The sequence below is a fragment of the Acinetobacter tianfuensis genome (assembly GCF_003611465.1).
Taxonomy (GTDB): Bacteria; Pseudomonadota; Gammaproteobacteria; order Pseudomonadales; family Moraxellaceae; genus Acinetobacter; species Acinetobacter tianfuensis.
The window spans coordinates 16,913-38,425 of sequence record NZ_RAXV01000033.1 but is presented as its reverse complement, the minus strand read 5'-3'; the positions used below and the strand labels follow the sequence as shown (position 1 = coordinate 38,425).

Sequence of the window (21,513 nt, the reverse complement as noted above, 5' to 3'; positions counted from 1 at the left end):
TCCTCCCAAACCTGATAAACCATGAAAAACTAAGATAAACAGATATTTTATAAATATTTATTAAAACTGCGAACAGCAAAGTGATGCAGAGCTGAAAGAATCTTTTACAAATGAAATACCGCCTCATATTTACTTCGGACAATATTATCCGCTTAATATCATTCTATTTAAGCTCTTAGCGACAACAGCCATGCCTATACGCCAAGAACGCGCTGCCCAAAATCGTGAAGAACTCTTATCCGCTGCCATTCAAATTTTTCGTACCCATGGCATCAATGCGCCGCTGCAGCTGATTATCGATGAAGCTCAAGTTGGCCGCGCCACTTTCTACCGTAATTTTGCAGACCGCCGTGAATTGGTTTTAGCGCTTATGGAACAAGCACTTGACCGCTTAGAAAACCGTGCGCGCAGTCATATGAAACATTCTGACGGTTTTATCCGCCTTATTCATGACCATATTCACAATATTCCCTATTTAACGGCGCTGATGGAATATTGGCGTGTGATTGAGCGCAATGACCCAGCCATGGTGCAAATTTATCAGCGCCGTAATGCTATTTTGCAGCCCTTAATTGATAATGCCATTATTCATGGTATTTGCCGCGCAGATTTCAGTCCAAATGACTATGCAATGGTCACTTCTATTTTAAGAGCAGCTTTACAGGGCCATACCCATACAGAACAAGAAGCTTTAGCTGCCAGAGCCGTTGAACTGCTGCTCAATGGTATTCGGGCTTAAGCTGAAAGTTCATCAATACTGAGCAATCTGTTTTGCTTTATGCACGCTTTATCTCTAGACAAAGCGCTGCACAGCGCCTTATCAGAGCCTTTATCATCTTGCAGCCAAGGCTGCGCCCATTTTTTAATATTCGCCATGTTTGATTCAATTGCCAACAATATTCCCTATGAACAGCTGCAGATGCACGGCGTTCAGCTGACCATAAAACGGCTGGATTCTGTGCATCCGCAGATTTCAGGCAACAAGTTTTTTAAACTGAAATACAATTTTGCAGAAGCGCAACAGCAAGGTCTAACTAAAATACTGACCTTCGGCGGCGCATATTCCAATCACATCGCTGCGACAGCTTTTGCAGCGCATAAATTTGGTTTTGAAAGCGTTGGAATCATTCGCGGTGAAGAGTTGGCGGATAAACCCCTGAATCCAACCCTGAAAACCGCTCAAAATTTTGGCATGCAGCTGCATTTTGTCAGCCGTGAAGCATACCGTCAAAAACAGCAAGCCAGTTATTTAGAACAATTAAGCCTGTTGTATCCGCAGCATTATATTATTCCTGAAGGCGGTACAAACCAGCTGGCAATTCAAGGCTGTAAAGAAATTTTGACTGCATCTGATACAGCAAATTTTGATCTTATTTGTACTGCCGCAGGTACGGGCGGGACAATAGCTGGCTTGATTGAGGCCAGTTCGGCTGAGCAAAAAATACTTGGTTTCTCTGCATTAAAAGGCAATTTCTTGACAGCTGATGTTGCTCAGCTTACCCGCAAAAAAAACTGGCGTATTACAGATGAATATTGTTTTGGCGGTTATGCGAAAACTTCAGCACAGCTGATGCAATTTATCCATGACTTTGAACAAAAGTACGGCATCCCTCTGGAACAGATTTATACGGGAAAAATGCTGTATGGTATTGAGCAGATGATCCTGCAAGGCCAAATCCTGCCTCAGCAGCGCATCTTGGTCATTCATAGCGGCGGACTGCAAGGGAAAATACAGCCATAGCCGCTCCTCTCACAGGATTCGCTGAAAATTCGTCTAAAACAGAGTATAATCCGCCTCTTTTGATTCTCCCGCAGGCTGGCTCATGTCTAAAAATCTGTACGATGTCGTAGTTATAGGTGCAGGTGCATCAGGTTTGATGCTGGCTTATAAGGCAGCGCAGCGCGGCAGAAAAGTACTCGTAGTCGAAAAAGCCAATAAAGTCGGCAAAAAAATATTGATGTCTGGCGGCGGTAAATGCAATTTTACCAACCTGTATGTCGAGCCTGAAAATTATATTTCGCACAATCCGCATTTTGTCATTTCAGCACTCAGCCGCTATACCAACTGGGATTTCATTGGCATGGTTTGCGAATACGGCATTGAATACGAAGAGCGTAAACATGGCCAGCTGTTTACACTGAACGGCGCAAAAGAAATTTTAAGCATGCTGCTGGCAGAGTGCGATAAAGCAGGTCTGGTGGACATTAAAACCAGCTGCGAAGTTAAAGCAGTGAACGTCATCGATAATCACGGCTTCCAAGTGGCAACGACACTGGGTTATTTTGAAGCGCAATCTGTGGTTATTGCTTCTGGCGGACTGTCTATTCCAACTTTAGGCGGTTCAGGCATCGGCTATGACATTGCCAAACAATTTGGCCATCATGTCTATCCGCTGCGTGCAGGCTTAGTGCCTTTTACCTTTTCTGACAGTTTTAAAGACGTGACAGCGCGCCTGAGCGGCAATGCTGTAGAAGCAACACTTTCCAATGAGCTGAACAGCTTTACGGAAGCTTTGCTGTTTACACACCGAGGCCTAAGCGGTCCAAGCTCACTGCAGCTGTCAAATTACTGGGACGTTGGGCAAAGCTTTAAAATTGATTTTTTGCCAAGCCTAGATTTAGCAGATTTCTTTAAAACGAAAAAGCAAAGCCAGCCAAAAGTTTTGCTGCGCACTTTACTCAGTGAACACTTGCCAAAAAGTGTGGTCACCGAATTGCAGGGGTTCATTTGGACAGAACAGGCAGATACCGCGATCGGCAACATTTCTGATGATAAATTAGAAAATATTGCCGCCCGCCTGCATGGTTTTGATGTAAAACCCTCAGGGACTGAAGGCTACAGAACAGCAGAAGTTACTTTGGGCGGCGTAGACACAACGGAAGTTTCCTCTAAAACAATGGAAAGCAAAAAACAAAAAGGCTTGTATTTTGTCGGTGAAGTTTTAGATGTTTCAGGCCATTTAGGCGGTTATAACTTCCAATGGGCATGGGCTTCAGCACAAGCAGCTGCCGACTACGTTTAAGCTTCAGGCACAAAAAAGCGGTTCTGATGAACCGCTTTTTTGTCAGCTTATTTAAAATACTGAAAAATCCAGCATTATTCTAAATAGTCAGTTTTAAACAGCTGTACATCACGCTCTGAAGCAAGACGCTCAATCGCTGCATCCATCTGATCTACGGCCTGTTCAATATGCGGTGCTGAAGCAACAGTACGCGCCATTACGGTATTTAAGATTAATTTCATCATTTTGACTCCCCTCATCATGATCATTCCATTGAAATATTAAAAAGCATAAATCATGCCTATTTCATTTTTATTAAATTATCCGCGTTCAAAGCGAAATCTTATAATCCCTATAAGAAGCTATAAAATAACAAATTTTCTCATGAATGCAAATATAATTTGTTTACTCTTCAATCTTTTCTTGCTGTTCTTGCGGCTGGTGCTGTTTTTTATCTTTGCGCTTCTTTTGTGCAAAAATAAACTGATATGCACTGGCTAAAAAACCAATAGTAATGCCTGCAATCACAATGGGAGCAAAAAATTTATTCGGAGATTTTTTTGGCATTTTTCACCTCTGCATCGACTTCAAGTTTCGCGGTTTATAAAAAATAACCACCCTAGAGTGGCTATTTTTTATTTTTAGGAACAGGTTATTTCGGGTCATCTTTAGGCTGAATATCTACACCGCTTTCTGCTTCACCTGTAGAGCCAAATGGGTTATTGGGCTGCGGCCGATTTGGGTTCACATCCAGACTGTCTGGCGTTGCTGTCTGTTTTTCAGAAACCCCTTCAGGCGCATAATGAATATTCGGATAACCGTCATCTTTATTTACCTCAGGAGCAGATGCTGTCTGCGCTGCCGAATCACGTATCGGATTTGGCTGTCCGCCTTCTTTTTTGGCTTTATCCAGCAAGTCGCTTAATAAGCGTTCTGCAGGCTGACGGCCGCCCAAACCAAAGGCCAAAGCGAATGCTACAGCAACAGCGCCTAAAGTCAGGCCAAATGCTAAGTTCACAATCGAGTCTGCTATGCCCATGGCGCGAAGGCCCATGGCAAGCACCAGCCCCATGATCAGCACCCGCACCAATGTGCCTAACCAGCGTGAGCTGTTGTATTCACCGCGCTGTACAACTTTTGCCACAGTATTCGCAAGCCAAAAGCCAATCACCATAATGACTGCGCCCAATAGAATATTTGCGCCAAAATGGATGAACACCGCAATCAGCTCACTGATTTGGTCAAAGCCTAAACGGTTAGCCGCTTCGGATACAGCAAACAGCATAGTAAAAAAGACAATGAGGCAGCCCGCGATATCCGATAGCTTGGTTTCACCTAAAAAGCGCTGTGCATCCACCTTTGCAGGCACGCTGTCTACACCTGTGCCCGCAAGTACTTCAGAGACTAGACGCGCCACTAAACGGGACACAATATAAGCTAAAACTAAAATCAGGCCAGCAGCAATAATATTAGGAATGGCGTACATAATCTCATGTAGCATTGCTGTTGCAGGCTGAGAAATCGCTTCAATACCAAGCGCTTCAAATGCCACGATTAATGACGTAATCATAATAATGGCAAATACAAAAGAACCGGCCAATTTGCCTAAATTGCCATTTTTAAACAGGCCAATTTTTTCAGCCTGCTGCTGCAAGCTCAGGCTGCTGATGAGGCCTTCTAAAATGCCGCGGACAATTTTTGCCAAAATATAGCCGACAAAGATAATCACACCGGCAATAAAGATATTCGGTAAATAGGAAACAGCTTCATTCACCATATTCTGTACAGGGTACAGCAAGCCTGTTAAACCTAAAATAGACAATACAATTGGCAAGAACAGCAATAAAATCAGCCAATACACAATTTCACTGATGTTTTCGCTTATGGGGCTGACACCGACATCAGCACTCAGCTTTTCATCCAGCTGTGTTTTGTTCAGCAGTTTCTGTGAGCCGACTTTGACTAAGTTCGCCACAATCCAGCCAATAAAAGCCACGGCGGCGGCGGCCAGCAACTGCGGAATAAACAGCAAGAACTGCTGAATCATATTGCTGAATGGGCCGCTGACACTGGTCAGATTCAGCACATTTAAAGCACCAATCACCGCAATAATTAAAATCAGCCAAAACACAATCTTAGAAACAATATTTTCAATATTAGAACGGTGCCCTGTCGCACTTGAGAGCTTTTGATTGGTGCCCAATTTGCCTAAGACTTTCTTTATTGCGCCTGCAATCAGCAACGCAATAATCCAGCCCACAAATAAAATAGCAGCCGCACTGATAATGGGATGAAACTGCTCCCAATAGTACATGGCATTGAAATGGGCCATCGGACCATTTTGGAATTCATTCATGTTGTTATGCCCTCATTGTTATAGATAAATTTTTGGCAAAAAAATTGCTTTTTTCTGATGGAACTAACGCATTGAACAATTACTTATCAACATTAGAATTTGCATATTTTTTATTCAATACAGTTATGCATAACTACAACAAAAGAGCACAATCCATTGCAAAAAGCCCCAAGACAAATGCTGGGGCTTTAATGAACATAAAAATATTTTTAGAAATTTAAAGCGCAGTTCAATATCATTGGATGGACTGTATTTATTTAAAATATTGAATCTTCGCTCAAAATCAAATCAGGCGCCCGGCTGCATATCTGCAAACATATAGAACAGCAAAGCAATTAAAAAAATACCGATCAGTATCAGGATATACATAGGAATCCGTTTCTTTTGCTGAATCTCTTCAGCGCTTTCGGTATGAGCGGGTTTATTGAAATCATGAGTCATACATTTCCCCTCGCATTGCTTATTTTATAAACAATTTCATTTTAGCAGAGTTTGGCAGCTTGACTGTGAAGATGCATTACGATGCGTGAAATATTGTAATGATGCCTTTAAGCTATTTTAGCGCTTCAAGCGCTAAAACAGCTTTTTCGGACGCAGCGGCTGATTTTCAATAGATTCCATTTCATGTTCATCTTTTAAGTGAACACCAGACACTCCTAGAGCACAGGACTTGCGCATCAGCGCTACTAAACGCTGAATAGCAACCTGTACCGGCAACCCTGCAGGACGGACATTAGAAATACAATTACGCATGGCATCATGACAGCCTTTCTGCGCCTGCCAAGTATAGTAAATCCCCATACTGTCAGGCGAACTCAGTCCCGGACGTTCGCCAATCAGCATGACCAGCATTTTAGCTCGCAATATTGAAGCAATCTCATCACCTAAAGCCACGCGGCTGCCAACGGCAATTACCAAAGGCGCCACACTCCAATTCTGTTCATGACATACTGTATAAAACTGCTGGATAAAATACGGCGCATTGTCCTCTATGGCGCGGGCAGACAGTCCATCTCCCGCAACAATCAGCACATCATATGCTGCAGGATGCTGCTGCGCATATTGCTTCAGCTGCAGCCGCGACTCTTCAGACAGTTCACGCCCCAAATCTGGGCGCTTCAAATACACGTCCTTATCTGCTGCATCACTCTGTACATGCAGCATCTTATGCTGCAAGGCGCTCAGCTGCTGTTCCAGCAACGCTATGTCCAGTTTTTTCAGTACCGCATCTTTGGCCTCTGCATGCGCCAGCTGAAATGCTAAAGCAGGACGTGTCGGCAAACTTCCGCCTGCACGGCCTAAAGCAATCCGTGCATCTGTAAACTGTTTCAGCTGCTCCCAAGCATTGGGTTTCAGCTGCGGCTCAAACTGGACATCGGGATGTAATTTCATATTATTGCTCCCGTTTTTAAGACATGAATAATCGTGCAAATTTTTCTGGCGCCTGATCAGGCCACAGCAGCTGACCTGCCTGCTGTTTTAAAATACCCTGCTGTTCCAGCCATGCGCCAAACTCTGGCGCGGGCTTTAAACCTAAAAGCTGACGGATATATAAAGCATCATGAAAAGAAGTGGTCTGATAATTCAGCATGACATCATCTGAACCCGGTATGCCCATCATGAAATTCAGCCCCGCATTGGCCAGCAGCGTCATCAGTACATCCATATCATCCTGATCAGCATCTGCATGATTGGTATAGCAAATATCACAGCCCATCGGCACACCCAGCAGCTTGCCGCAGAAATGATCTTCCAGCCCTGCACGGATAATCTGTTTACCGTTATATAAATATTCTGGGCCGATAAACCCAACGACGGTGTTGACTAAAAAAGGATTAAATTTACGTGCGACAGCATAAGCGCGGGCTTCAATGGTCTGCTGATCAAGACCATGATGTGAATTGCTGGACAGCGCGCTGCCTTGTCCAGTTTCAAAATACATTACGTTTTGCCCCACTGTGCCGCGCTTTAAGCTCAGAGCTGCTTCATAGCCCTCTTGCAGCATCGACAGGTTAATGCCAAAGCCTGTATTGGCATCCTGCGTACCGGCAATAGACTGAAACATCAAATCAATCGGCACATTTTTATTGGCCAGCTGAATACCTGAACTGACATGCGTCAGCACACAAGACTGCGTTGGAATTTCATATTCCTGAATAATATGATTCATCAGCTTGAGCAGCTCGGATAAATTTTGCAAATTGTCCGTGGCTGGGTTAATGCCAATCACTGCATCGCCATTGCCATACATTAGCCCATCTAAAATACTGGCGGAAATACCCAAAATATCATCGGTCGGATGATTCGGCTGCAGGCGTGTGGCTAAATGTCCTTCCAATCCAATAGTATTACGGAATTGGGTGATAATCCTGCATTTTTTTGCCACCAAAATCAGGTCTTGATTACGCATAATTTTACTGACGGCAGCCACCATTTCTGGCGTTAAGCCTGCTGTCAGCGCTTGCAGTTTTTCTGTGCTTGCATCGCTGCTGAGCAGCCAGTTTCGAAAGTCACCGACAGTAAAATGTGAAATTGGATAAAAGGCAGCAGGATCATGCTCATCTAAAATTAAACGTGTGACTTCATCCTTTTCATAATCAATTAAAGGCTCATTTAAAAATTGCTTTAAGGGCACATCAGCCAGACACATTTGCGCTGCCACACGTTCAGTCGCATTTTCGGCGGCTATACCAGCCAGCTGATCTCCAGTACGTTCAGGTGTTGCCTTCGCCATTAACTCTTTTAAATCTTCAAAGACATAATGATGATTTGCTACATTAATTTGATACAGCATGATGCCCTCCGCCGCATTGTTATTTCAGTTCTTGTTCTGCATTTTGAATGTTGGCAAATTCCTCTTCAGGCGTACCTGCAACCAAGTGATGACGGCTATACAGCAAAAAGTACGCAATAAATACCGCATAGATGCCTGCAGCCATCAGCCATACTTTAGGGTCGACCACAAAACCTGCGACCACCGCAATGAATGCTAAAATCAGCGCAATATATGCAGTGACAACGCCGCCTGGCGCTTGATAAGGACGCGGCATAGATGCTTTAGCGCTTTTCAGCTTGATATAAGACAGCATCATCAGCACATAAGAAATTGTTGCGCCGAACACTGCCATTAAAATCAGCAAATCCCCCTCTCCGCTCAAAGACATTAAAAAACCGATAATCCCCGGGATAATAATGGCCAAATACGGCGCATGATTTTTATTGGTTAAAGACAATTTTTTAGGTAAATAACCTGCACGTGACAGTGCAAAAATTTGGCGGGAATAGGCATAAATAATGGAAAAGAAGCTCGCCACTAAACCAGCCAAACCCACAAAATTAACAAAACCTGCCAGCCATGTATTTTCACCATAAACCGCCTTTAAGGCATCGACCAAAGGCGCGCCTGAATCTTTCAATGCATCTGCGCCCGCGGCTCCCGGCCCTAAAAATAAAATAGATAAAGCCAGAAATGCCAAAATCAGCATTGAGCCGATTAAGCCTCGCGGCAGTGACTTATGCGGCTCTTTCGCTTCTTCAGCTGCCAAGGGAACACCTTCTACAGCCAAGAAAAACCAGATCGCATACGGGACGGCAGCCCAAATTCCAATATACCCCAGCGGTAAAAAACTGCTGGCGCCAGCAGCGTCTGTTTTTGCTATATCAAATAAATTGGCGCTGTTAAAAGCTGGAAGCATGGAAAAAATAAACACCATCAATGCAACTGCTGCTATAGCAGTAATCACAAAAATGATTTTCAGCGCCTCGCCTGCGCCTTTTAAATGCACTCCCATGAACAGCACATAGCAGATTAAATAAATAACCCAGCCGCCTATGCCAAATAAAGACTCGCAATACGCGCCAATAAAACAGGCTATCGCGGCTGGCGCAATCGCATATTCAATTAAAATTGCCGTTCCTGTCAGATAGCCGCCAAACGGGCCAAAAGCAGTACGGGCAAAACTGTAGCCGCCGCCTGCTGTCGGCAGCATGGTTGACATCTCTGACATACATAGGCACATGCACAAATACATAAAAGCAACCGCAACGGTCGCAATAAACATCCCTCCCCAGCCGCCTTGCGCAAGGCCAAAATTCCAGCCTGCAAAATCACCGGAAATGACATAAGCAACACCTAAGCCAACCAGCAACAGCCATCCGACTGCACCTTTTTTAAGCTGGCGCTGCGCAAAATAATCTGCTTCAGCAGTTTCTGTGGTTATTTCAACTTTAGACATAGGTACCTCTGATCTTGTGTTTATTCTTCTTTCAGTGTTATGCATAAGCTATACCAGTTTTATTTTGGCATTACTGTTAAGCGCTGTATCTGAAATTTAACTTTAAAGAGGTAAATACCAAGCTGGCTGCCAATTTTGCGCAGCCTCAATTGAAAAACTGCCTTTGGCCTGATAAATGGGCTATAATTATGCACCTCGTTTTTATGCATTCATTTTTATGGCGTACCGTCAGCAAAGTGTAACGCTTGATCTTGACACTGACGTCACTCATCAATGTACCTTGCACTACACTCGTGATCAGCATCTCATTGGGATTATGGAGTTCAGCAAACCTAGTTTTGTGCTGAAATGGGGCGATCTGGAATATTTCCGCCGCCGTACAGAAGAATTTTCTGTCATGCCGTTTCCAGAATGTGTCAATGCAATGGTGATCGACATCCGCAATGTCACCGCATTTTTGGACAATGAAGTGCCGATTATCCCATGGCGCTTACTGGAAGAAGAATGTCCTGTACGCTTAGTTGTGCCTCAAGAACGTCTAGACCACTATGCCGGTTTTTTTGAACCGACTTGGCTCACCACAGATGTCGAAACCGCTATTCAAGAAATCCGTGAATTTATGGATATGTTTGTTCACTAAATTTCCAAAACAAAAAACCTCCGAACTGGAGGTTTTTTTATGTCCTAAAACAAAGTTCCCCTTAATTAAAGGGAGGAAAACTGAATGCACTTACCAATAATTCTCCACAGCAATATTGCCTTCACCTCGTCGGTTCATCGTCAAACCGCGCGCTTTTAATGCATCTTTGGTATCGTCCACCATTTGCGGGTTGCCGCATAGCATTACATGACTGGTTTCAGGGTTCAGCGGCAGTTCAGCAGACTGTTCTAACGCGCCATTGGCAATCAATACAGGCAAACGCTCATGCAGCGGCGCATTGGGGTCACGGGTAACAATTGGAATAAACTTAAAACCTTCATGCCCTTCACCAAATGTTGCTGCTATTTCAGCAATACGTTCTGCATAAGCCAATTCAGAGACTGTGCGCACACTGTATACCAAGTTAATTTTTTCGTATTTTGACCACGTATCAAAGTCTTGCAGCATGGAAATAAATGGAGCCAAACCTGTCCCTGTGCCTAAAAGCCATAAATCTTTAGGCATAGGCAGCTGATAGCGGGTCAAAGTTAAAAAACCATATGGAATTTTTTCCAAATACAGCTCATCTCCCACCTGCAAATGCTGCAGATTTGATGTAAATGCGCCATCTGGCACCACAATTGAGAAAAACTCTAAAGTCTCATCAAAAGGTGAGGAAACAATTGAATAAGCCCGTACCACCAATTCATCGCCAACTTTCAGGCCAATACGTGCAAACTGCCCTGCAGTAAATTTAAAATGCGCTGGGCGTGTCATGGTGAAACTAAATAAGGTATTGGTCCAACGATGTACAGATAAGACCTTTTCTAAGCTAAATTTATCAATTGACATGATTTCGGCGTGGCATGAAAGACTGTGCTCATGGTAGCATGACGGCATATTTTATTAATATTTTTTAAATGTTAAGGCTAAATTCATGCGCATGACATTACGTCAATTGGCTGTTTTTGTAGCAGTCGCTCAAGAAGGCACTGTGACAAAAGCCAGTGATGCAGTCAAGCTTACCCAAAGCGCAGCCAGTATGGCCCTTGCCGATCTCGAAGACGGTTTAGGCGCTCCGCTGTTTGACCGCTTAGGCAAACGCTTGCAGTTAAATGACTTAGGCCGTTTCTTGCTGCCTCAAGCACTGGAAATATTGGGCCGCTGTGATGCTTTCGAGCAAGCAGCTAAAGGCGAACTGCAAAGCATTGACTTGCGTTTGGGCGCAACCTTAACCATCAGTGACTATCTGATGCCTGACTTAATGGCCAGCTTCCTGAAAATTCAGCCGCAAGCGCATTTACAGCTTCAGGTCGGCAACACCCGTCAAATGATTGAAGCCGTAAACCAGTTTCAGCTTGATCTTGCGCTGATTGAAGGCTCTTGCCATTTACCGCAGCTGCAATGTATTCATTGGCGTGATGATGAGCTGGCCGTCTGCTGCTCACCAGAGCACCCTTTAGCACAGCTTAACCGCCCATTGACCGCAGCTGATTTTAATCAAGCCGAATGGATTTTGCGTGAAGAAGGTTCCGGTACACGTGAAGTCTTTGACAATGCTATTCTGAAGGACTTGCCGGATGCCAATATCCGCCTGACTTTAGGCCATAACGAAGCAATCTTAAAAATTGTTGCTGGCGGTTTAGGCATGTCATGTATTTCCAAGCTGGCGATTGAACCTTTACGTGAAAAAGGTCAGCTTGTAGTGCTGGATACGCCATTCTGGACGCTGACCCGCCCATTATTTATGCTGGTGCACCGTCAGAAATATCAAGGCCCTGGCCTAAAAGCCTTTATGAAATTCTGTGACAAATAAAGAAAAGTGCCTTAAGGCGCTTTTCTTTTAACGGTTAAACTGGCGTTCACACGGCACACCGTCTTCATTGCCATCCATCTGTACATTTGGGCAATTTTGCAGGAAATAGACTGCTTCTTCATAAGAACGCATTTGTGAACAATGCATCCGTCCATCACATTTAAACTCTGCACTCGGCTGTATAAATGTTTCCGCTTTTTGCTTTTCAATACTGGCTTCAATATGTTCTGCGCGCGGCTGGGCCGTTTGATACACCTGATGATCTAAATTACGTGCTCCCTGCTCACTTAAAGCTTGATCCGGCAAATGACCAAGCGCTTTACGCTGCTGCGCAATAATCTGCTGCTGCTCTTCCAGCACCTGCTGCGCTTTTTGTTCTCTGGCTTGGGTATATTCTTGATATTTGCCATAGGTAAAAAATGCCAGTACAGCGATAATCACTAACCCCAAGATCGGAAAGATCGGCAGCTTTTTATTGTGCCGTTTATAAGTTGGCGCAGCTTTACTTTTTTGTTTCACCGATTGCATCACAGGTTCAGGCGCAGATGGCGGCACAGCAATATCCAAGCGGATGATGCTGCCGGCACGGAATTTCCCGTCACTTTCAACCATTATGAATTTCAGCATCTCGCCGATCTGCGGCGGTATTTTGCCTTTTGGAAAATCGGCGATATGAAAAAACACATCGGGCACTTTATTGCCGCTGACTTCAATAAAGCCATAGCCGCGCTCAGCGTTATAGCTTTTGATATTCCCCTGAAGATACATGCCGCACTCTATTGTTATTCATTTTCTATATTGTAATAAAAAAGAAGCACGAATGCCTCTTTTTGTTTTAACTTTCAAGTATATCCAGATCCCAGCGATGAATCGAAGCAACGCTTTATTTTCGGAAACTGTTCAAAAGCGATGATGTAATAGAAGTATTGTTCGCGACAACTTTTGATTTACGCGCTTGTTTCGAATTGTCTTCTACACGCTCAATTTTCACAGCTTTGTATTTATCGCCATTTGCAATGACATTAAATTTCACGCGGTCGTGGCGCTTTGGTTCAATACCATCTGCGGGAAAGTCGGAAATATGAAAAAATACATCGCCTTCTTCACATGAAATAAAGCCGAAGCCTTTGTCAGAATTATATTGTTTAACTTTGCCTTGATATTTTTCAGACTTCATCGGTCAATCTACCTATAAATATTTTCAATCAGTATATAAAAAAGAGGCTGTAAAAGCCTCTTTATGTTCAATACAGCAATTAATCTTTTTGTACTGAACCAAAAATTTTATCGCCGGCATCACCTAAACCGGGAACGATATATCCCTGTTCATTGATGCTTTGGTCTACAGAGGCCGTGAAAATTGTGACATCCGGATGTGCATTTTCAACACGCTTAATGCCTTCAGGCGCTGCAACCAGCACCATTACACGGATATCTTTACAGCCGCTTGCTTTCAATACATCAATAGCCGCCACTAATGATGAGCCTGTTGCCAGCATTGGGTCAATAATCATGGCAATACGGTTTTGCACATCTGGAACTAATTTTTTGTAATAGGTACGCGCTTCCAAAGTTTCTTCATCACGCTCTAGGCCCAATACCGAAACTTTTGCGCTAGGAATCAAGTTTAAGAAGCCGTCCAGCATGCCAATGCCTGCACGCAGAATTGGCACAACTGTAATTTTTTTACCCGCAATGCGGTCTACAGTGACTTTACCTGCCCAGCCATCAATTTCATGATCACACACTGGTAAATCTTTAGTCGCTTCATACGTCAAAAGCATAGTGACTTCTTGAGCCAGCTCACGGAAGTTTTTCGTGCTGATGTCAGAACGGCGCAGCAAACCTAATTTATGACGGATGAGCGGATGACGGATTTCATGGATAGCCACGGGAGAACACCTAAAAGGTTAAAATCAAATTCGTACTATTATAAAACTATTTATCAGATGATAAAAATAAAAAAGCCCTCATTACTGAAGGCTTTTTTGTAATAACTAAATTAATGCAAGATTAATCAGTTAAAACCATTTTGAACTAAAGACAAAATAAATTGCTGCAGTTCAGGTGAAATCGCAAAGAATGCTACTTTCGAAATCGCAATGATTGGATCTGGATAGACACCGAACAGCAGTACCAGCGCCGCAGCGCCCAGCACCATGATACCGCCCACTTTTTGACCCCAATGGTCAACAGCGTCGATACGCGGGTTTTCTGGCGGCGTCATGTATAAAACAACCATCACACGCAAGTAGTAGTACAAGCCGATACCTGAACCAACGATTACCATTGCAGCAAGGAACCATTCTTGACCAGATACTGCCGCTTTAATCACCATGAACTTACCGATGAAGCCAGCAGTTAACGGAATACCTGCAAGAGAAAGCATCATAACAGTCAACGTTGCAGTCAATACTGGACGGCGCCAGAACAAACCGCGGTACTCAGCCAAGCTGCCTGCTTCGTCTGTATTGTTGTATGGACTAGACATTAGTGTCACAACACCGAACGCGCCGATCGTTGTTAATACATAGGTAATCACATAAACGTTTACAGACTCAAATGTTGCAAAGCCTTGGATTTGCAAGAAGTCAGTATTTCGCGCACTGATAACGGCAACAAGCAAATAACCGAAATGAGCAATTGAAGAGTATGCAAGGATACGTTTCAAGTTCACTTGGCGAACTGCCAGCAAGTTACCTGCAAGAATTGAAAGTACAGCAATAACGGTCAATAGCGTAATGAAGCTGTCTGCCAAAATCAGGCCAGAAGACAGCAAGTAACGTACGAACAAGCCGATCATTGCAACTTTTGCAACAGTTGCAAGGAAAGTTGCAACTGGCGCTGGAGCGCCTGCATACACGTCTGGTGTCCATTTGTGGAATGGCGCAAGAGACAATTTAAATGCAACCGCAAATACAATGAGCGCTAAGCCCAGTACAACTGCTGGCTGGCTGAATGTGGTGAACATTTTAGATGGTTCAGCAACGAAATTCAGTGTGCCTGTGTATGCATAAACATAAGCCATACCCATCAACAGCATTGCAGAAGCAGTTGCTGAAAGAACAAGGTATTTTACGCCCGCTTCAAGTGACTGAGAACGCTGATGCGTATATGCCAATAGGCCGTATACAGGAATCGACATTAACTCTAAGCTGATGAAGAAAGATGCATAGTGCGAACTTGCAACTATCATCATCGCGCCCGTCACAGAACACAGCATCAAGATGTAGAGCTCTTCGCGGTTGTCTTTATAGCTTTCAATATATGCATGTGACAATGTGCAGCACGCAAGCGCCGCAACCAAAATCACAAACTGATACAGCATCGTAAACGGATCTACGACGAATAGATTCATCACGTTAGCAGGCGCGAAAGCACCTGCAACGAGTACAAAAATAATATAGAAGCCTGCAAGGTTCAAACCGAGAACAGATGCAGTCGCAACTAAATTATGATTACGCTTAATGGCCGTCAGCAGCATAACAACCACCGCTGTTAAAGCGACGATAATCACTGGCGCCAAAGGCATAAGTTCTGAAAATGACATTGTGAAGTTCATGACTTATTGGATCTCCACATGTTCAGCTGAAATCGCAGCTTGCTGCACTGCTTCAACTGTTTCTTGTACAGGGATGTAGCTATTCACAATCCAAGCCATGCTTGAGTTAGACACGTCTAGGAAGCTTTGCGGATATAGACCTAACCACAACAGGCCAATTGCACAGATTAAAAGAATAACAACTTCACGCGCATTCAAATCTTTTAACGGATTTGTGTAATGCTGTTTTTGTTCTTCGTTTGGTGTACCGAACAACGCCTTGTGAATCAGAATTAAGCCATATAAGCCTGCGAATACGAGACTGATTGCAGCAATAATTGTGAATACAGGGAATTTGTTGAATGAACCCATTAGAATTAAGAATTCACCAATGAAGTTGCCTAGGCCCGGAATACCGACCAAAGCAGCAACAAAGAACATCAAGAAGAATGCAAGGTACGGGAGCTGACCGCGGATACCGCCCATTAGGCGCATATCACGTGTATGCAGACGCTCGTAAACCTGACCGCACATAATGAACAATGCAGCAGATGACAGGCCATGCGCCAGCATCATAATCATCAAGCCTTGGAAGGTTAAGATGTTGCCCGCGTAAATCGCAAGCAATACAAAGCCCATGTGTGAGATAGATGTATACGCAAGCAAACGCTTCATATCTGTTTGCTGGAATGCTAACCATGCACCGTAGAAGATGCCGATTAGGCCCAAGATAATTGCAATATCTGCAAATTGAGCAGATGCTGCCGGGAAGAACGGAATAACGAAACGCAATAAACCGTACGCCGCAGTTTTAATCAAGATACCTGCAAGGTCAACAGAACCCGCTGTAGGCGCTTGAGCATGCGCGTCTGGAAGCCAGCCGTGCAATGGGAAAACTGGAAGTTTCACCGCAAAACCGATGAACATACACACCATGAATGCATAAGCAAGCGCTGGCGCTTGAGCTTCTACAGTATGTGCAACTGCCATCAAGTAGTTGTAGTTAAAGCTGATTTGACCATTTAGAGAGTAACCTACAGCAACTAAGCCAAGGATACCGATCAGCATGATTAAACCTGCAACCTGCGTGTAGATGAAGAATTTAGTCGCAGCATAAACGCGTGACTTGCCGTCTGCCCCTTTATGACCCCAAAGCGCGATCAAGAAGTAGATCGGAACCAGCATCATCTCCCAGAAGAAGAAGAACAGGAACATGTCAATCGCTAAGAATACACCGATCACACCGCCCAAAGACCATAAAAGGTTAAGGTGGAAGAAACCGACATTCTTTTGAATCTCGCCCCATGAACAGCCGACAGCCAACACACCTAGAAGTGCAGTTAAGCCAACCATTAACAGAGAAAGACCATCCACAGCCAAGTGAATGTTAATGCCAAGTGTTTGAATCCAAGGCAAGTTAAACTGAGCAGCCCACGTTGGAGTGCTGCTGCCAATTTCATAGTTGTACGTGCCAGACTGCCATAGAACGATGGTCAACACCAGCGTCACTAACATGCCAATCAAAGCGATATAGCGCGGCAAGTGCTGGTCGAGTTTATCGACCAGCCAGCATGCGAAACCAGCAATGAACGGAATAAGGATCAGAGCGGGTAAAATTAAATTATTAGCTTCCATTTTATTTCCCCACGACCTGAATCACGACCAAGATCAATAGCAAGACAAATGTGCCAAATGCCATGCTTGATGCGTAATCACGCAATGAACCTGTTTGACGTGAACTTGTGAAGCTGTTGCCGGCTTTAACAATTGCAGGCAGTACCAGCCATAAACCGTCAATCGGATCACGGCCTAAGATTTTTGCAATAAGCAGGTAAGGCTTAACAAATACGATGTCATACAGCGCGTCAAAACCAAGCGCATTGCGGCAAATGTTTGCAAGGCCAGCACCTAGCGAAGTTTGAGCAAAGCCCTTCACCGTGCCATAAGCAAAAGCAAATAGAATCACACCAACCACTAGGCCAGAAAGCGCCACTGCAATTGCAATATACTCAGCGCCATGCGCGCCTGCTTCCAAAGCTTCAGGAATAATGAATGCGGGAATTTTAGCAGCATCAAGAATGCTCATTACCGGCGCTTTAAGAACAATCGCAAGACCTGTAGAAAGTACAGCCAAGATTGCTAAAGGACCCCAATAAGTCACACCTTTAATTTCATGGTATTCAGTTTTCGCTTCACCGAAGAATACAATCCAGATTAGACGGAAAGTATAGATCGAAGTTAAGAATGCGCCTGCAACACCAGCCCAATACAAGGTATTGAATACAGAAATGCCTGCAACATGACTTTGCGTCCAAACTGCTGCCAAGATCGCATCTTTAGAGAAGAAGCCAATGGTTAAGAATGGAATTGCAGCCAATGCGCCGCCGCCGATTGCGAAACATGCAAACAGGAATTTGTTCTTGTAGAACAAACCGCCCATTTTGAAAATGTTCTGTTCGTGGTGGAATGCAAGAATCACCGCACCAGAAGACAAGAATAATAATGCCTTGAAGAATGCGTGAGTCAGCATGTGGAACAAGCCAGCTTGGTAAGCTTCAGCACCTACAGCCATGAACATATAGCCCAGCTGACTCATTGTAGAGTAAGCAAGAATACGTTTGATGTCTGTTTGAACCAATGCAGCAAAACCGGCAACAAGCAGCGTTACCGCACCAGTAATCGAGATGAATACCATTACTTCTGGCGCTTGTTCAAATACTGTGAACATACGGCAGCACAGGTAAACACCCGCTGTTACCATTGTTGCAGCGTGGATTAATGCAGATACTGGTGTAGGACCAGCCATCGCATCCGCCAACCATGTTTGCAATGGGATTTGAGCAGATTTACCTGCAGCACCCAAGAACAGCATTAAAGCAGTCCAGATTGCAATTGAAGAACTCTGAGCCAAAACTGTTGGCGCAGCAGCTACAACTTCTGCAATGTTTAAGGTACCGAACTGCTGGTAAATTAAGAACAACGCGATCAGTAAGAATACGTCACCCACACGCGTTACAGTGAATGCTTTAATTGCTGCAAAACCGTTTGCAGGGTTTTGGTAGTAATAACCAATCAGCAAGTAAGAGCATAGACCTACGCCTTCCCAGCCTAAGAATAACAACGCTAAGTTGTCACCCAATACAAGCAATAGCATGCTTGCAACGAATAGGTTGAAATAAGAGAAGAAACGCGCAAAGTCTTCTTCACCGCGCATGTACCATGTCGCGAAGATGTGAATCAAGAAGCCCACACCTGTGACCATGCCCATCATCAATAATGAAAGGCCGTCAAGGTGAAGCGAAATGCCAGGAGCTAAATCACCAACATTGAACCACGTCCATAGGTGCTGCGTAGTCGCAACTGAACCGTTGTTCACAAAATCAAGGCCGGCAATTAATGCAAATAATGCAGATAAGCCTACAGAACCCGCACCAATAATTGCAGCCACAGATTCAGGCAGCTTGTTGCGGCCTGCCGCCAAAAGGATAAAACCGATTAGCGGGAATAATACTGTTAAATATAAATAGCTCATCCGCGCATCTCACTAGCAGCATCCACATCCAAATGATGGAAGCGATGATAGAACTGAAGGACGATCGCAAGACCGATACAAGCCTCTGCCGCAGCAAGCGTTAAGATCAAGATAAACATAATTTGGCCATCTGGCTGCGCCCATGCGCTGCCCGCCAAAACAAACGCTAAAGCAGCGGCGTTCATCATGATTTCAAGGCTCATCAAAATAAATAGCAGGTTGCGTCGCACCATTACACCGTAAAAACCCAGTGCAAAAAGAATGGTGGCAACAATCAAGCCATGTTCTAAAGGGATGTTGCCCATTATTCTTTTTCCTCTTCTGCACTTGGTTCACGTTTGCCAATGTGGAATGCAGCGACTAGCGCAGCAAGCAATAACATTGCAGCAACTTCTACCAATAGTAAGTAGTGAGTAAAGAGTGCTGTGCCTACAGCTTTAGGACCAACGATTTCTGTACCCATCACCATAGACGGTTTTGTGTAGTCAGAACCCAGCATCCAAACAAGCACTAAGCCCATCAGGAAGCTCATCAGCGCAGGGTAAGCCCACGCAGATGAAGTCAGCCATTTGCTTTCCTGTTCCATCGTTTGCTCACCTAGGTTCAGCATCATCACGACGAATACGAAAAGCACCATAATTGCACCGGCATAAACGATGATCTCAAGCGCACCGGCAAACGGCGCGCCAACAATCATGAACATACCTGCTACAGCGAGCAAAGATACAATTAAGCTTAAAAGAGCATGTACAGGGTTCGTGTTGGTTACAACACGAATTGTCGAAACAATGGCCACAAGAGCCATTAAATAAAACGGCCACATCATGGTAATAGACTCCGTACATCAACAGGCGCGCTTTCACGTTGCGCTTGACCTTTGTCTTTACCTGCAACTGCCATACCTGTTACACGGTAGAAGTTGTAGTCTGGGTATTTACCAGGACCAGAAATCAGCAAGTGTTCTTTTTCGTAGACTAAGTCTTGACGAACATATTCACTGAGCTCGAAGTCAGGCGTCATTTGAATTGCAGTCGTTGGACATGCTTCTTCACACATACCGCAGAAAATGCAGCGCGAGAAGTTGATACGGAAAAATTCCGGATACCAGCGGCCATCTTCTTTTTCAGCTTTCTGTAAAGAGATACAGCCGACTGGACATGCAACCGCACATAGGTTACATGCAACACAGCGCTCTTCGCCGTCTGGGTCACGCGTCAAAACAATACGGCCGCGGAAACGAGGCGGTACGATTTCTTCAGCTGGCACTTCAGGATAAAGAATCGTGTCACGTTTACGTGTGACATGGCTGAACACCATCCACAACGAACGTACAATCGATCCAAACCCGGCTAGAAATTTAAACATTTTGTTCTCCCTGCCCTTACCACAACACAACTGCGGCAGTAACCAGCAAGTTAACTAACGCTAATGGCAAGCAAATTTTCCAGCCGAAGTTCATTACTTGGTCATAACGCGGACGCATTAAAGAGCCGCGTGCCAATACGAACATCATTACAAAGAATGCTGTTTTAATAATGAACCAGAACGCATCTGGAATAAACGGAATATCAAGGTTGAATGGCGCTAACCAGCCACCGAAGAATAAAGTGACGATTAAAGCAGAGATCAGTACGACGTTTACGTATTCCGCAACGAAGAACATACCCCATTTCATACCGCCATATTCAACATGGTAGCCTTCTGCCAATTCTTGCTCGGCTTCTGGCTGGTCAAATGGGTGACGGTGAGTTACCGCAACGCCTGCAACCACGAAAATCAAGAAACCTAAGAATTGAGGAATAACAAACCAAACATCTTTTTGCGCTTCAACAATTTCACGCATGTTGAATGAGCCTGCAATTGCAACCACACCCATCAGCGAGATACCCAAGAACACTTCATAAGAAATGGTTTGAGCTGCTGAACGCAAGCCGCCTAACAACGCATATTTGTTGTTAGAAGACCAGCCGCCGAATAGAACCGCATACACTGCAATACCAGCCATTGCCATGAAGAACAATAGGCCAATGCTCATGTCCGCTACACCTAGATGAGGCGAAACTGGAATAACCATGAACGACAGTACTGCAGTTGCCATTGCAACTGCAGGCGCTAGACGGAAAGTCAGCTTGTCAGCAAATTTTGGCGTCCAGTCTTCCTTGAACATGATTTTCAGCATGTCGGCAACAATCTGGAACATACCGCCCGGACCTACACGGTTCGGACCGTAACGGTCTTGCCAAAGCGCCAAAAGACGTCGTTCAATGAACGACATCAAGGCAGCAACTAAAACCACAACAAGCAAGATGATAATCGCTTGAACTACAGAGTAGGCTACTGGCCAGTTCTCAGCCCAAAGCGGCGTTTGACGGATTAATTCTTGTTCCATGA

24 protein-coding genes are annotated in these 21,513 nt (G+C 44.4%); 5 read left to right on the top strand and 19 right to left on the bottom strand.

Annotation, left to right across the window (positions count from 1 at the left end; genetic code table 11):
- The first annotated feature begins 190 nt into the window (after positions 1-190).
- Positions 191-739 carry a TetR/AcrR family transcriptional regulator gene (locus tag D7V32_RS13600; protein ID WP_120403387.1) on the top strand — a complete coding sequence of 183 codons (549 nt, stop codon included), beginning with the start codon at positions 191-193 and terminating at the stop codon, positions 737-739.
- Here D7V32_RS13600 and D7V32_RS17365 read toward each other — a convergent pair.
- On the bottom strand, positions 736-876 hold the full coding sequence (locus D7V32_RS17365) for a hypothetical protein (RefSeq protein ID WP_171407668.1): 141 nt from the start codon (positions 874-876) through the stop codon (positions 736-738). The two genes, D7V32_RS13600 and D7V32_RS17365, sit on opposite strands and share 4 nt — an antisense overlap.
- On the opposite strand from D7V32_RS17365, the gene D7V32_RS13595 reads away from it, so the two are divergent.
- Positions 875-1,741, top strand: coding sequence for a 1-aminocyclopropane-1-carboxylate deaminase/D-cysteine desulfhydrase (locus D7V32_RS13595; protein WP_120403386.1), 867 nt, complete (start codon positions 875-877; stop codon positions 1,739-1,741). The genes D7V32_RS17365 and D7V32_RS13595 overlap by 2 nt on opposite strands.
- 82 nt (positions 1,742-1,823) lie before the next feature.
- Positions 1,824-3,023: a BaiN/RdsA family NAD(P)/FAD-dependent oxidoreductase gene (locus D7V32_RS13590; protein ID WP_120403385.1), complete on the top strand. Its 1,200-nt coding sequence runs from the start codon at positions 1,824-1,826 to the stop codon at positions 3,021-3,023.
- A 74-nt stretch (positions 3,024-3,097) separates the two neighbouring features.
- On the opposite strand, the gene D7V32_RS17360 is transcribed toward D7V32_RS13590, so the two are convergent.
- The 7 genes from D7V32_RS17360 to eat all read right to left on the bottom strand — a co-directional run bounded on the left by D7V32_RS17360 (position 3,098) and on the right by eat (position 9,593).
- Positions 3,098-3,247, bottom strand: coding sequence for a hypothetical protein (locus D7V32_RS17360; protein ID WP_171407667.1), 150 nt, complete (start codon positions 3,245-3,247; stop codon positions 3,098-3,100).
- Positions 3,248-3,407: 160 nt separating this feature from the next.
- Positions 3,408-3,569 (bottom strand): hypothetical protein, encoded by a 162-nt coding sequence (locus D7V32_RS17355; protein WP_171407666.1) that lies wholly within the window; start codon positions 3,567-3,569, stop codon positions 3,408-3,410.
- Positions 3,570-3,654: 85 nt separating this feature from the next.
- Positions 3,655-5,358, bottom strand: a complete 1,704-nt coding sequence (locus D7V32_RS13585; protein ID WP_120403384.1) for a mechanosensitive ion channel — start codon at positions 5,356-5,358, stop codon at positions 3,655-3,657.
- Between the two features lie 288 nt (positions 5,359-5,646).
- A complete protein-coding gene (locus D7V32_RS17350) occupies positions 5,647-5,799 on the bottom strand; it encodes a hypothetical protein (RefSeq protein WP_171407665.1) in 153 nt (50 codons plus the stop codon).
- A gap of 132 nt (positions 5,800-5,931) precedes the next feature.
- Positions 5,932-6,750, bottom strand: coding sequence for an ethanolamine ammonia-lyase subunit EutC (gene eutC / locus D7V32_RS13580; protein WP_120403383.1), 819 nt, complete (start codon positions 6,748-6,750; stop codon positions 5,932-5,934).
- A 16-nt stretch (positions 6,751-6,766) separates the two neighbouring features.
- Positions 6,767-8,152: an ethanolamine ammonia-lyase subunit EutB gene (locus tag D7V32_RS13575; RefSeq protein WP_120403382.1), complete on the bottom strand. Its 1,386-nt coding sequence runs from the start codon at positions 8,150-8,152 to the stop codon at positions 6,767-6,769.
- Between the two features lie 19 nt (positions 8,153-8,171).
- The gene (gene eat, locus D7V32_RS13570) at positions 8,172-9,593 is read right to left on the bottom strand and encodes an ethanolamine permease (protein WP_120403381.1); all 1,422 of its coding nucleotides are present in this window, start codon (positions 9,591-9,593) and stop codon (positions 8,172-8,174) included.
- A gap of 217 nt (positions 9,594-9,810) precedes the next feature.
- On the opposite strand from eat, the gene D7V32_RS13565 reads away from it, so the two are divergent.
- On the top strand, positions 9,811-10,233 hold the full coding sequence (locus tag D7V32_RS13565; RefSeq protein WP_120403392.1) for a hypothetical protein: 423 nt from the start codon (positions 9,811-9,813) through the stop codon (positions 10,231-10,233).
- Between the two features lie 90 nt (positions 10,234-10,323).
- Here D7V32_RS13565 and D7V32_RS13560 read toward each other — a convergent pair whose 3' ends face one another.
- Positions 10,324-11,085, bottom strand: coding sequence for a ferredoxin--NADP reductase (locus D7V32_RS13560; RefSeq protein ID WP_120403380.1), 762 nt, complete (start codon positions 11,083-11,085; stop codon positions 10,324-10,326).
- Positions 11,086-11,170: 85 nt separating this feature from the next.
- Here D7V32_RS13560 and gigC point away from each other — a divergent pair, with 85 nt between their 5' ends.
- Positions 11,171-12,049 carry a LysR family transcriptional regulator GigC gene (gene gigC / locus D7V32_RS13555; RefSeq protein WP_120403379.1) on the top strand — a complete coding sequence of 293 codons (879 nt, stop codon included), beginning with the start codon at positions 11,171-11,173 and terminating at the stop codon, positions 12,047-12,049.
- Between the two features lie 27 nt (positions 12,050-12,076).
- Here gigC and D7V32_RS13550 read toward each other — a convergent pair whose 3' ends face one another.
- From D7V32_RS13550 to nuoH, 10 genes are all read right to left on the bottom strand, one after another.
- Positions 12,077-12,817 carry a cold shock domain-containing protein gene (locus D7V32_RS13550; protein WP_120403378.1) on the bottom strand — a complete coding sequence of 247 codons (741 nt, stop codon included), beginning with the start codon at positions 12,815-12,817 and terminating at the stop codon, positions 12,077-12,079.
- Between the two features lie 115 nt (positions 12,818-12,932).
- Positions 12,933-13,226, bottom strand: a complete 294-nt coding sequence (locus D7V32_RS13545) for a cold-shock protein (RefSeq protein ID WP_120403377.1) — start codon at positions 13,224-13,226, stop codon at positions 12,933-12,935.
- 79 nt (positions 13,227-13,305) lie between these two features.
- Positions 13,306-13,941, bottom strand: coding sequence for a uracil phosphoribosyltransferase (gene upp, locus D7V32_RS13540; protein ID WP_120403376.1), 636 nt, complete (start codon positions 13,939-13,941; stop codon positions 13,306-13,308).
- A gap of 125 nt (positions 13,942-14,066) precedes the next feature.
- Positions 14,067-15,611 (bottom strand): NADH-quinone oxidoreductase subunit NuoN, encoded by a 1,545-nt coding sequence (gene nuoN / locus D7V32_RS13535; RefSeq protein ID WP_120403375.1) that lies wholly within the window; start codon positions 15,609-15,611, stop codon positions 14,067-14,069.
- Between the two features lie 3 nt (positions 15,612-15,614).
- On the bottom strand, positions 15,615-17,225 hold the full coding sequence (gene nuoM, locus D7V32_RS13530) for an NADH-quinone oxidoreductase subunit M (RefSeq protein ID WP_120403374.1): 1,611 nt from the start codon (positions 17,223-17,225) through the stop codon (positions 15,615-15,617).
- Between the two features lies 1 nt (position 17,226).
- Positions 17,227-19,122: an NADH-quinone oxidoreductase subunit L gene (gene nuoL, locus D7V32_RS13525; protein ID WP_120403373.1), complete on the bottom strand. Its 1,896-nt coding sequence runs from the start codon at positions 19,120-19,122 to the stop codon at positions 17,227-17,229.
- A complete protein-coding gene (nuoK, locus tag D7V32_RS13520) occupies positions 19,119-19,427 on the bottom strand; it encodes an NADH-quinone oxidoreductase subunit NuoK (RefSeq protein ID WP_005007970.1) in 309 nt (102 codons plus the stop codon). Before nuoK ends, nuoL begins: the two co-directional genes overlap by 4 nt.
- On the bottom strand, positions 19,427-19,945 hold the full coding sequence (gene nuoJ / locus D7V32_RS13515) for an NADH-quinone oxidoreductase subunit J (RefSeq protein ID WP_171407672.1): 519 nt from the start codon (positions 19,943-19,945) through the stop codon (positions 19,427-19,429). Before nuoJ ends, nuoK begins: the two co-directional genes overlap by 1 nt.
- Positions 19,945-20,487 (bottom strand): NADH-quinone oxidoreductase subunit NuoI, encoded by a 543-nt coding sequence (nuoI, locus tag D7V32_RS13510; RefSeq protein WP_120403371.1) that lies wholly within the window; start codon positions 20,485-20,487, stop codon positions 19,945-19,947. The genes nuoJ and nuoI overlap by 1 nt, the downstream gene beginning before the upstream one ends.
- A 16-nt stretch (positions 20,488-20,503) precedes the next feature.
- A complete protein-coding gene (gene nuoH / locus D7V32_RS13505) occupies positions 20,504-21,511 on the bottom strand; it encodes an NADH-quinone oxidoreductase subunit NuoH (RefSeq protein ID WP_120403370.1) in 1,008 nt (335 codons plus the stop codon).
- Between the last annotated feature and the right edge of the window lie 2 nt (positions 21,512-21,513).

Bases quoted from the DNA above. Each gene is read 5' to 3' on its own strand.
- D7V32_RS13600 (WP_120403387.1), top strand. From the start codon at position 191: ATGCCTATACGCCAAGAACGCGCTGCCCAAAATCGTGAAGAACTCTTA.
- D7V32_RS13595 (WP_120403386.1), top strand. From the start codon at position 875: ATGTTTGATTCAATTGCCAACAATATTCCCTATGAACAGCTGCAGATG.
- D7V32_RS17365 (WP_171407668.1), bottom strand. From the start codon at position 876: ATGGCGAATATTAAAAAATGGGCGCAGCCTTGGCTGCAAGATGATAAA.
- D7V32_RS13590 (WP_120403385.1), top strand. From the start codon at position 1,824: ATGTCTAAAAATCTGTACGATGTCGTAGTTATAGGTGCAGGTGCATCA.
- D7V32_RS17360 (WP_171407667.1), bottom strand. From the start codon at position 3,247: ATGATGAAATTAATCTTAAATACCGTAATGGCGCGTACTGTTGCTTCA.
- D7V32_RS17355 (WP_171407666.1), bottom strand. From the start codon at position 3,569: ATGCCAAAAAAATCTCCGAATAAATTTTTTGCTCCCATTGTGATTGCA.
- D7V32_RS13585 (WP_120403384.1), bottom strand. From the start codon at position 5,358: ATGAATGAATTCCAAAATGGTCCGATGGCCCATTTCAATGCCATGTAC.
- D7V32_RS17350 (WP_171407665.1), bottom strand. From the start codon at position 5,799: ATGACTCATGATTTCAATAAACCCGCTCATACCGAAAGCGCTGAAGAG.
- eutC (WP_120403383.1), bottom strand. From the start codon at position 6,750: ATGAAATTACATCCCGATGTCCAGTTTGAGCCGCAGCTGAAACCCAAT.
- D7V32_RS13575 (WP_120403382.1), bottom strand. From the start codon at position 8,152: ATGCTGTATCAAATTAATGTAGCAAATCATCATTATGTCTTTGAAGAT.
- eat (WP_120403381.1), bottom strand. From the start codon at position 9,593: ATGTCTAAAGTTGAAATAACCACAGAAACTGCTGAAGCAGATTATTTT.
- D7V32_RS13565 (WP_120403392.1), top strand. From the start codon at position 9,811: ATGGCGTACCGTCAGCAAAGTGTAACGCTTGATCTTGACACTGACGTC.
- D7V32_RS13560 (WP_120403380.1), bottom strand. From the start codon at position 11,085: ATGTCAATTGATAAATTTAGCTTAGAAAAGGTCTTATCTGTACATCGT.
- gigC (WP_120403379.1), top strand. From the start codon at position 11,171: ATGCGCATGACATTACGTCAATTGGCTGTTTTTGTAGCAGTCGCTCAA.
- D7V32_RS13550 (WP_120403378.1), bottom strand. From the start codon at position 12,817: ATGTATCTTCAGGGGAATATCAAAAGCTATAACGCTGAGCGCGGCTAT.
- D7V32_RS13545 (WP_120403377.1), bottom strand. From the start codon at position 13,226: ATGAAGTCTGAAAAATATCAAGGCAAAGTTAAACAATATAATTCTGAC.
- nuoN (WP_120403375.1), bottom strand. From the start codon at position 15,611: ATGAACTTCACAATGTCATTTTCAGAACTTATGCCTTTGGCGCCAGTG.
- nuoM (WP_120403374.1), bottom strand. From the start codon at position 17,225: ATGGAAGCTAATAATTTAATTTTACCCGCTCTGATCCTTATTCCGTTC.
- nuoL (WP_120403373.1), bottom strand. From the start codon at position 19,122: ATGAGCTATTTATATTTAACAGTATTATTCCCGCTAATCGGTTTTATC.
- nuoK (WP_005007970.1), bottom strand. From the start codon at position 19,427: ATGGGCAACATCCCTTTAGAACATGGCTTGATTGTTGCCACCATTCTT.
- nuoJ (WP_171407672.1), bottom strand. From the start codon at position 19,945: ATGTGGCCGTTTTATTTAATGGCTCTTGTGGCCATTGTTTCGACAATT.
- nuoI (WP_120403371.1), bottom strand. From the start codon at position 20,487: ATGTTTAAATTTCTAGCCGGGTTTGGATCGATTGTACGTTCGTTGTGG.
- nuoH (WP_120403370.1), bottom strand. From the start codon at position 21,511: ATGGAACAAGAATTAATCCGTCAAACGCCGCTTTGGGCTGAGAACTGG.